This is a genomic window from Moraxella sp. CTOTU48717, assembly GCF_032057165.1.
Lineage (GTDB): Bacteria > Pseudomonadota > Gammaproteobacteria > Pseudomonadales > Moraxellaceae > Faucicola > Faucicola tetraodonis.
In genome coordinates this window covers 1-10,209 of sequence record NZ_DAMBBC010000035.1, presented here as the reverse complement: position 1 = coordinate 10,209, position 10,209 = coordinate 1, and the positions used below count along the sequence as shown (strand labels likewise).

Genomic DNA, 10,209 nt, shown 5'->3' with positions numbered 1-10,209 from the left:
AGGTGGCAAGAATTCTAGGGGTGCATCCGCAGACGTTGTATCGGTTGGTGCCGGTGAAAAGTCTTAATATGGCTGGGATAGAGAGTTGATAGGGGTTCAGCACAGAATTTGGACATTATCTAGCTTCATCTAGGCATAGGCACGCAGTAGCGGAGATGGTCGGGGGCTTACCTTTTTAATAGAAATCATTAAGATTAACATCACCTAATCAATATGAAATTTTTAGCTTAGGCTAATTCTCTTCAATGTAGTCTTCCCTATCAAATACGACAGTATGCGCTTGTTTGTTAAATTCCATCCTTATCTGATGAATGATATGGTTGGTTGTTTGAAACAATAACGCAATAGGGCTGATGTCACCGACGTCAAAACTGGACAATACGTCGTTATCAACAAATGCTTTTTCGATTAGCGCAAGGTTCACTCGCTCGTCAACGAGTTTGTCAATTAAGAATGTTGCATTGCCTGTTTCTATCCAGTAGTTTTTATAGATCCTTAAGGGGTCTTTTAAAAATTAAATAGTCCTACTTTATAATTGGGCAAGCAAAGCTGTTTACTCGTCAACAGCTTTGCTTTGACTTCAAAGAAGATACCTATCCTAACAACCCAACACCGCTTCTTTTTGCAACTAGCGCTATTTCAGGTAGGAAGAACGATAACAACGTTAAAATTCGCTAGTTTTCTGCAGCGCTTAGTTCAGCGTTGGCATTGAAAACTGCTGCGCTTCGCGAACACTGGCACTTGGCCAACGCTGGGTAATCGTTTTGCGGCGGGTAAAGAAACGAACACCGTCGGGACCATACATAAACAAGTCACCAAATAATGAACGCTTCCAACCACCGAAGCTTTGATACGCCACTGGCACAGGCAATGGAATATTCACCCCGACCATCCCTACTTGGATATTGTCAGTAAAATAGCGAGCTGCTTCGCCATCGCGAGTATAAATACAGGTACCATTGCCATATTCATGCTCATTGATGAGTGTCATCGCCTCATCCATAGTCTGTACTCGCATCACTTGTAAGACAGGGCCAAAGATTTCTGCCTGATAACTGCTCATCTCTTTCGTCACATTATCAATCAAGGTTGCACCGACAAAAAAGCCGTTTTCATAGCCTGCTGGCGTCGTACTTGAGCCATCAACCAATACCGACGCACCTTGTTCTGAGGCACTTTTGATATGTCCTAGCACTTTTTGTTTGTGTTCATGGGTAATCACGGGCCCAAAGTCATTGGCTTTGTCTGAATGTACCCCGATTTTTAGCTGCTGCATCGCATTTTTTAATGCCGCAATCATTTTATCGGCAATCTCATCACCTACTGCTACCGCCACTGACAGCGCCATACAGCGTTCACCCGATGAGCCAAACGCTGCCCCTAGCAATGAATTCACCACGTTGTCTAAGTCGGCATCGGGCATCACAATCGCATGGTTTTTGGCACCGCCCAATGCCTGACAACGTTTGCCATTAGCTGCAGCAGTTTTATAAATATACTCAGCGATAGGGGTCGAGCCGACAAAGCTTACTGCTTGGATGTCTTTGTGAGTCAAGATCGCATCGACAGCGTCTTTGCCACCATTGACCACATTTAATACCCCATCGGGTAAGCCTGCTTCTTTTAACAATTGGGCAATGTATAGCGACGCACTAGGATCTCTTTCAGACGGTTTTAATACGAAGGTGTTGCCACATACAATCGCCATGGGGAACATCCAGAGCGGCACCATCACTGGAAAGTTAAAGGGGGTGATACCTGCGACAACACCTAATGGATGAAATTCACTCCATGAGTCGATGTCAGGTCCGACATTGCGGCTGTGTTCACCCTTTAACAGCTCGGGTGCCCCACATGCATATTCCACATTCTCGATACCCCGTTGTAATTCACCTGCCGCATCATGCACGATTTTACCGTGTTCTTCACCGATTAGACGACAGATTTCGTCAGCATGGCGTTCAAGTAGCTCTTTAAATTTAAACATAATCCGAGCCCGTTTTAGGGGCGGCGTTTTACGCCAATCAGGAAAAGCGGCTTTAGCAGCAGCGACTGCGTCATCAATGGTTTTGGCACCGCCGATGGCAACCTGTTTGCTCACTTCGCCAGTCGATGGGTTATAAACCGGCTGCGTTTGGCTGTCATCTACGATGAGCTCGCCGTTTATAAAGTGTCCGATGGTTTGCATAAGTAATCCTCCTTGGATAAATAGCTAGTTTTGATAAATAGCGTAAAATGAAATAGTGTCAGTGGTTAATTAGTCCCAAAGTTTACGATACAGCGATAGCATTTGTGTCGTATCTGGAACGCGAGGGTTGTTATTGGGCGAGCCAGAGCCAAATGCTTGCTCGCACATGGTATCAAGCACCCCATCAAAATATTGGCGTTCGACGCCAAAAGACTGTAAGGTTGGTACTTCAAACTCTTGATTAATTGCTTTTAAAAATTCAATCAATTTTTGGTTGGCAGTGTCAACACTGTCATCAGCGGCGGTGATACCCAATGCGTGAGCACAATCGGCATAGCGCTCTGGGGCATTAGGAATCGAAAACTCGGTAATAGTAGGCAGTAGCATGGCATTGGATAACCCATGAGGCACATGGAAAAATGCCCCAATCGGACGACTCATACCGTGTACCAGTGCCACGGATGAGTTACAAAAGGCAATACCCGCCAAGGTCGATCCAAGCATCATCGCCTCACGGGCGGCTTGGTTGCTACCATCATGATAAGCAGTTTGCAGACTTGAGCCAATGAGTCGTAACGCGGCTAACGCTTGCTGGTCGCTGTAAACATTACGTTTTTGGCTAACATACGCTTCGATGGCATGGGTCATCGCATCAATCCCCGTATCTGCAGTCGTACGCGGTGGCACACTCATGGTAAAGCTATAATCAATCACCGCTGCAATCGGCATAAAACCTGTACCGACGCATAGCAGTTTTTCATTTTTTTGCTCATCAGTAATGATGGTAAATTTGGTTGCCTCCGCCCCTGTACCTGCAGTGGTAGGTATCGCGATTATTGGCAAGCCTGCTTCATTGACTTGACGAGGAAACTTATAATCGCGTATCTCACCGCCAAACTTACCCAAGATGGCAATGGCTTTAGCACTGTCGATGGGGCTGCCGCCACCTAGGGCAATCACGCAATCATACGCTTGCTGTTGTACTTTTTTGATACCCATTTCAATCGACTTATCAGTCGGCTCTGGCACGGTATCCGAAAAGACATCTGAGGCGATGCCATTTTCTTGTAATACGGCTTGGACCTTGGCGACATAGCCTAATTGCACCATCATGTTATCGGTGATAATCAGGGGTTTTTTGACGTTCAGTTTTTCAAGTATCGAAGGTAAGCTTTTGTAGGATTCATAGCCTACTTCCATGATTCTGGGTAAAAGGATGGTGCTAGACATCGTTCATATTCCTTTATGTGTGAAGGTGAAGTTATAAAGAGCCAAATAGGGTGCCCAAAGTGATAACAACCACGAGTGCGATTACCGGAATGACTACAGCAACCATAAAAATATCTTTGTAGGATTCTTTATGCGTCAGCTGACAGATGGCCAACAAGGTAATCACCGCCCCATTATGCGGCAATGCATCCAAACCGCCAGAAGCGATTGATGCCACGCGATGCATCAACTCTGGGTTGATACCAAATTGGTGAGCCAACTGTAAGTAAGTCTCACCCATCGTGTTTAACGCAATACTCATACCACCTGAGGCCGATCCGGTAATACCTGCCATCACGTTAATAAAAATTGCCTCTGAGATAAGTGGATTACCCGGTGATAAACCCAATAAAAACTCTTTAAGAATCACAAAACCAGTTAATGTCGCAATCACTGAACCATATCCAACCTCGGAGGCGGTGTTAAATATTGGAAGTAACGAGCCAAATGCGCCACTACTCAAAGACTCTTTTAGGTCTTTCCAGCGTTGCCAATTCAAAGTAATGAGTGCCAAGCAAGAGACCACTAGAGCAATCACGATTGACCAAATACCTAGCACTTTGCTTAAAGGCATATTGCCAAATTTCTCGGTGGCTAAGTAGCTGCTATCCAAACTTGGCAGCCACCATTTCGTACACAAAAAATTGATCAGAATAACCAGAATAATGGGTATCAATGCAACCCAAATGGATGGCACATTGTGCTGCTCTAAAACGGGTAACTTCTCTTGGTGGTTACCATAGCCTTCACCACTTATGCTTGCCAGTTTTGCCTGCCGATTCATCCAAATCATGCCACCAATCAACATAATGATGCCGCCTAACGTGCCTAGTACAGGTGCTGCGAAGGCATCTGTTTTGAAAAAAGGCATTGGAATGGCATTTTGGATCGCGGGTGTTCCAGGTAGTGCAGTCATCGTAAAAGTTAAAGCACCCAACGCAATCGCGCCTGGAATTAGCCGCTTAGGTATATTTAATTTACGAAATAACTGTGCTGCAATCGGATAGACAGCGAAACCTACTACGAATAACGATACCCCGCCATAAGTCAAAATGGCACATGCTAAGACGATTGCTAGCATCGCTTGCTTGCTTCCTAGCTTCGCTACTAAATACTCTGCAATACTTAAGGCTGAACCTGAATCATCCATCAGTTTGCCAAAGACCGCACCAAGTAAGAACAAGGGGAAAAAACTTACAATATACCCACCCAAGCCTTTCATGAATATCTGGGTATAAATTCCTAACATCGTACTGGATTCGCCACTTAGCACAACAGCTAACATAGCTAGAATCGGTGCTAATAAAATAACGCTATGTCCTCTATATGCCAAATACATTAAGAGAGACAAAGACAATAATATGCCTAGTAAGCTAATCATACACATTCCTTGTGCAAGTAATAAAAATATATAATGGGAATTATATTCTCATTATATAAATTATCATAGATTTTTTTAGTGTACAAGCGATGATTGAATAAATTCGTGCTGTTTTACCCTATCTTGTTGACATCAAAGGCAGAGGCGTATATTTTTCGCAGCTAAGATAGTTATTCTTTGGTAAAAGAGACGGTATGACAACAGAAAAAAAGAAAGGCTCCAGCGTTGAACGCGTGCTACATATTATTGAGCTTGTAGCCAATTCCCAGATTCCATTAAGTATTGCAGATTTGGCACAAGCCTTAGATATCCCTTTATCAAGCGCTCATCGGCTCGTCGGACAACTGGAAAGTACCGGATTTTTGCAATTTGACATCCAAGGCAGAATTATCTGTGGTCAGCGTACCCACAGTTTTGCAATGAATTTATGGCAGACTGGTCATTACAAAGCCGAGCGGCTGTCTGTTTTGCAAAAATTATCGGATCAAATTGATGAAACAGTAGGCATTGCGATTATGCAAGACTTAGAAGTGGTGTATGTAGATCGGGTCTTGTCAAATTGGCCGTTACAGATTTATTTACCCGCTGGGACACATGTGCCCATTTGGGCAAGTGCCAGCGGTAAGCTGTTATTAGCCCAGTTGCCTGACAATGAATGCCACAGAATTATCAATCGCATGACTATACATGCATTGACCAAAAGCACCTTGGTGGATAAGCATATATTACTAGATAAAATTGATAGTATTCGGCACTCACAAGTGGGGACCGACAATGAAGAGTTTATACCAGGCATGGTCGCCTGTGCAGTACCTATCCCCAATGGTGATAATCCTGTTTTTGCAACGGTGTTTACTCATGGTCCCACAATCCGTAAATCCTTAGATGAGCTACTTAGCTATGTGCCACAGATGCAGGAAGCTGCCTTAGCATTGCAGCAGATTTTTCAAAGGCAAAGTATGTAAATTACTTTCAGATGATTGATGAGGTAAATATCTGAAAAAAAAATGTAAAATATTCGAACGCTGCTATCAATTGTCAATAATGAAGAAAAACACTTGATAGATTTGAGTTGATGGAGGTTATCGTGTGAGAAGTTCGCTTACTCAGTCAAAACCATTTCAGGGGAAACTTGATGACTTCTACAAGTTTGAAGTTATTCCAAAAATTTGAGTGGTCGAATATTCTTTTGCTTGGCTTAATATCGGTAATTTATTCTTAATAATTTTCTCTTCGTTTACGAATATATATATTTAATCTTGTTAGCATATTTATCTGAAAATCGTTACTTATTTTACTCAAATCAAGATTATTATAGTGTCCACATGTGGACACATTTTTAATTATAAAGCATTATATTTTATAATGCTTTTTTCATTTTTTCACTTTATAATATTCATAATTCAAATATGTCCACATGTGGACACTTATGGCAGAGTAAAAAATTATGAATAAATCAGCGAGAGTCATTACTATTGCAAACCATAAAGGAGGTTGTGGCAAGACCGCCACAACTGTTCATCTATCAGCAGAACTCGCTAAGCTTGGTATGAAGGTTTTAGTTATCGACTTAGACCCTCAAGAAAATGCCAGTACTCACATTGGTTTAAAACATCCAAGTGAAATAGATATTAGTATTCGAGATTTGATTATACCTAACTATGATAATCCTGTATCCAAAGATGACCTTATAGAAAAGTCAATTCATGACACTACGCATTTTGATGGCGTTTCATTAATTTACAGTTCTTTAAAACTAACAATCGATAAGGACAAAATTAGAGAAAGAGAACCTAGACCCATGGAAGTTCTCGTAGAGGTAATTGATAAATTAAAAAACCGATATGATGTTATTTTACTAGATACCCCACCTAGCTTAGAAATTTTAACTAGTAATGCTCTAGCTTGTTCGACAGACTACATCATCCCTATTTTTAGTGGCTCTCAATACGGCATGTATGGAGTAGTTGAATTGCAACGCTATATTGACAGTTTAAAGCGTATTAATCCAACTCTAAACCTATTAGGTGCTCTACTAGTTAGACACGATGAAAGACAATTAATGTGCCGCAATATTCGCGATGAGTTAGAAATTGCTCTAGGTAAAGTGATTCCAATTACTATTCCGAGTAGTGCAAAAATCGACCAAGCAGCAAAGCTACATCTGAGTATCAGTGATATCGATACTCAGTCATCAATCGCTAGACAATTTAGGGATTTGGCAAAATGGGTGGCAAAAGAAATAGGCTTTATCTCCGATGTGTCCACAAGTGGACAAAACAAGTAAATTTTAAAAATACCAATGGGGATTATTTATGAGCAAACTCGCAAAATTGTTGGCAGAAAAATCGGCACAAGATCAAGAAAAATTAAAAAACGACTATTTAGGTTCTAATAGTAGAGATATTTTTGTGACGGGCGCTAATACTTATGTCCAAATAGCACTCGAAAATATTAAACCTAATAAATTCCAACCAAGGATGGTTTTTGATGAGTTAGAACTTCAGAGCCTGGCTAACTCCATAAAAGAACTAGGCTTACTGCAGCCAATCATTGTAAGATCAAGCGGTGAAAGCAATCAGTACGAAATTATTTCAGGCGAAAGAAGATATCGTGCCTTTCAATTATTAGAAAAACCCTACATTGATTGTATAGTGATGGATGCCACTGACGAAAAAAATAGCTTATTAGCCTTGGCAGAAAATATTAACCGAGAAGATTTAACAGATTATGAAATCGCTAAATCCGTCATAGCTTTTAAAAATGGTTTTCCAAACAAATCCGAATATGCAAATACGCTAGGTATTTCACGCCAAGACCTATACCGATTATTATCTTTTGAGAAATTACCCCTAGAGATACAGCAACGTCTCGATAATTCTCCCACTTTATTAACTGCAAAAACTGCAGAACAGATAGGGCAATTTATTAAGAACAATGATATAGCTAGTGAAAAAATGGTAGAGATACTAAATGAGGTTCTAGATTTGGTACTAACAGAAGGTCTCAAACAAAACGGCATACTTAATGAAATCGAAATCAGAGTAAAAGGCAACAAAGGTAATAATATTAAAAACGGTAATCGTACCGTCAAAATATTTGCAATAGATGGCAAAAAAGTGGGGCAAATTAAGAAAAATCTCAATAAGACAACAATTGAATTTAGTAATGATATTTTAGATCAACATCAACAAGCGATTGAAAAATTCTTCGAAACTTTAATCTCTTCTTAAAATTCAAATTTTAATAAAAGGAGTTTTGGTTAGTAACTAGTAGACGAATTGACTCTTAACTAACAAAAACTCTTTTTATAAGTAATTAGTATTATTTAGTTTTGATTTCGATTACTAAAATCTATTAGCCTGTTCATCGTCTAAATACTCTTGCAAAGGACGTTTTATAAAGTCACCAGGATGAGTTATCAAACGTTTAGACATTTCCTCTATCCAAGAATTTGACGACTGGTTAGCAGGACTTTGTGGATTAACCATATTAGAATAATCGGATATGAATTTTTTGCTATGTGTAATTCTAGCAATCTGTTTATCACTTAAGTTTTCTATCAACAATGCTTTATTATCAATATTATTTTGCTTATTAACACTCTGCTTTTTAATTTCAAATTTAAAACAAAACCCTGTAATTGTTCTTCCGTCTTTTATCTGATCATACCCGACTAACAAGTCGCTATGTTCATTTATTTCTCCAACAGCTTTATCTAAAACATATTTTTTAAAATCACTCATGCCTTGATACTGCTTTGGTTCTATACCTAATTGTTTTCTAAAAATTTCCAACGGAAATTCGTCTGTTTTTCCATTACGCTTGTTTCTAAATTGCGTTATAAGTTCATATAACCTTACACTGTAAACACTTTTAAACTTAATAGTATTACTTAATAAGTATTTGGTAAAAAAATCGATTGCCCCATCAATTCTAGTAATACCTTCAACCACTGCCGGGGTGAAAACAATTTCAATACCTCCTCTGTTTTCAAGATATTCGACTTGGCTTAACCAATTACTTGACACAAGATTATTTCTTGGATTAATGAAACTAAAATAGCGTTTTAAAAGATGTATACTGGCTTCCTTAAGCCTTAGATAGCCGTTTTCAGTAGTTGTTTCAAATGCTTCTGCATATCGCTGAGCTGATATAAATAAAGGATCATTAGCATTAAGACCTTTACCGTTCTCACGTGCATCAATTATTGCTAATTGCATAATCCTAATCTCAGCAAGCGATAAATTTTGTAGCACCGTATTTAAATGATTGGTTTTTACAACTAAGTCAGCCATATCGATACACTCTTATTTTCTTAAAGAGAATAATAACTCTTTCCTTTTAAAGAGTAAATATACAGGCTCATTAAATTATAACTAAAACTCTTTTAATGGCTAACTAAAACTCTTTTAATGACTAACTAAAACTCTTTTAATGACTAACTAAAACTCTTTTAATTGGTAATAAGCCATTGATTTTAATGTAAAAAAAACTACCGTAAAGCTTGTAAAGCTAAAAAAACTAGTAAAACATATTGTCTAATTTTTTATCTATCTTTAGAACTAATTGAAATCTGCGAAATAAGGGTTATATTTATTCATTCAATGATAATAATTAGTATCTAAATCACGTATTAGCCATTTATGTCACTTTTTTACAAAACAGAGGGTGAGAAACACTCGATTTCAGGTTTAGATAAAGACTCATCACGAGAACGTATTGAGGCTGTAGTTAATTTATGATGGGGCACTATCGAAAACCTAAAGAAACGACTAAAACGCCGCAAGCGAACATGTTAAATGGCTAAATTAGCGATTTTATGATGACCTTGGCCAATTATATATAAATTTGATGACTTAAAACTAAATAACAGCGGATACGCAATCTCAAATCCATACCATCTTTAACCAATTAGATCAATATCACCCTTTTTGCTTTCATAACAAAAACACGGGCGGGTGGGGCAAAATGACTAAATTATTGAAATGGCATTTTGTTATATTTCTATAAACCTGATTATCTACATACTTATCTACACGAATAGACCTTCTAGTACAAGCGTATGAAAGGTCTATGGCATTCACCCATATGAGTGGATGGGGAGAGCTAATTTTACTAATACCCAAGTTGCAATTGTTTAAAGAACACACACTGAAATCTAATCGTTATTTTAGCCTAAGCAAGGCTATGCACACTTTGGGGTAGAACATAGCAATGCGCACCGAGCAGGAGCTGATGCGTTAGCCTGTGTGACGGTATGGCAGGGAATAATGGGAAGTCATCATTGGGATTATTGAATGGCGTATGATACTGAAATACAGCTATGTAGTAGGGAACAGAGCAACCTAATTAATAAGGTTGCTCTTTT

8 protein-coding genes are annotated in these 10,209 nt (G+C 39.2%); 3 read left to right on the top strand and 5 right to left on the bottom strand.

What is annotated here, in order from left to right:
- Positions 1 to 232: 232 nt before the first annotated feature.
- The 4 genes from RT084_RS12315 to RT084_RS12300 all read right to left on the bottom strand — a co-directional run bounded on the left by RT084_RS12315 (position 233) and on the right by RT084_RS12300 (position 4,838).
- Positions 233 to 424: a hypothetical protein gene (locus tag RT084_RS12315; protein WP_313100320.1), complete on the bottom strand. Its 192-nt coding sequence runs from the start codon at positions 422 to 424 to the stop codon at positions 233 to 235.
- A gap of 267 nt (positions 425 to 691) precedes the next feature.
- Positions 692 to 2,188 carry a CoA-acylating methylmalonate-semialdehyde dehydrogenase gene (locus tag RT084_RS12310; protein ID WP_313100318.1) on the bottom strand — a complete coding sequence of 499 codons (1,497 nt, stop codon included), beginning with the start codon at positions 2,186 to 2,188 and terminating at the stop codon, positions 692 to 694.
- Between the two features lie 69 nt (positions 2,189 to 2,257).
- Positions 2,258 to 3,418, bottom strand: coding sequence for an iron-containing alcohol dehydrogenase (locus tag RT084_RS12305; protein WP_282850607.1), 1,161 nt, complete (start codon positions 3,416 to 3,418; stop codon positions 2,258 to 2,260).
- Between the two features lie 31 nt (positions 3,419 to 3,449).
- Complete coding sequence (locus tag RT084_RS12300; protein ID WP_095356865.1) at positions 3,450 to 4,838, bottom strand: GntP family permease; 1,389 nt, start codon at positions 4,836 to 4,838, stop codon at positions 3,450 to 3,452.
- A gap of 194 nt (positions 4,839 to 5,032) precedes the next feature.
- Here RT084_RS12300 and RT084_RS12295 point away from each other — a divergent pair, with 194 nt between their 5' ends.
- The 3 genes from RT084_RS12295 (at position 5,033) to RT084_RS12285 (ending at position 8,071) form a co-directional block, all read left to right on the top strand.
- Positions 5,033 to 5,803 (top strand): IclR family transcriptional regulator, encoded by a 771-nt coding sequence (locus RT084_RS12295; protein ID WP_101965246.1) that lies wholly within the window; start codon positions 5,033 to 5,035, stop codon positions 5,801 to 5,803.
- A 482-nt stretch (positions 5,804 to 6,285) separates the two neighbouring features.
- Positions 6,286 to 7,125, top strand: coding sequence for a ParA family protein (locus RT084_RS12290; RefSeq protein WP_095356867.1), 840 nt, complete (start codon positions 6,286 to 6,288; stop codon positions 7,123 to 7,125).
- A 28-nt stretch (positions 7,126 to 7,153) separates the two neighbouring features.
- On the top strand, positions 7,154 to 8,071 hold the full coding sequence (locus tag RT084_RS12285; protein ID WP_101965244.1) for a ParB/RepB/Spo0J family partition protein: 918 nt from the start codon (positions 7,154 to 7,156) through the stop codon (positions 8,069 to 8,071).
- A 114-nt stretch (positions 8,072 to 8,185) separates the two neighbouring features.
- Here RT084_RS12285 and repM read toward each other — a convergent pair whose 3' ends face one another.
- Positions 8,186 to 9,136: a replication initiation protein RepM gene (repM, locus tag RT084_RS12280; RefSeq protein ID WP_282850601.1), complete on the bottom strand. Its 951-nt coding sequence runs from the start codon at positions 9,134 to 9,136 to the stop codon at positions 8,186 to 8,188.
- Positions 9,137 to 10,209 lie beyond the last annotated feature (1,073 nt).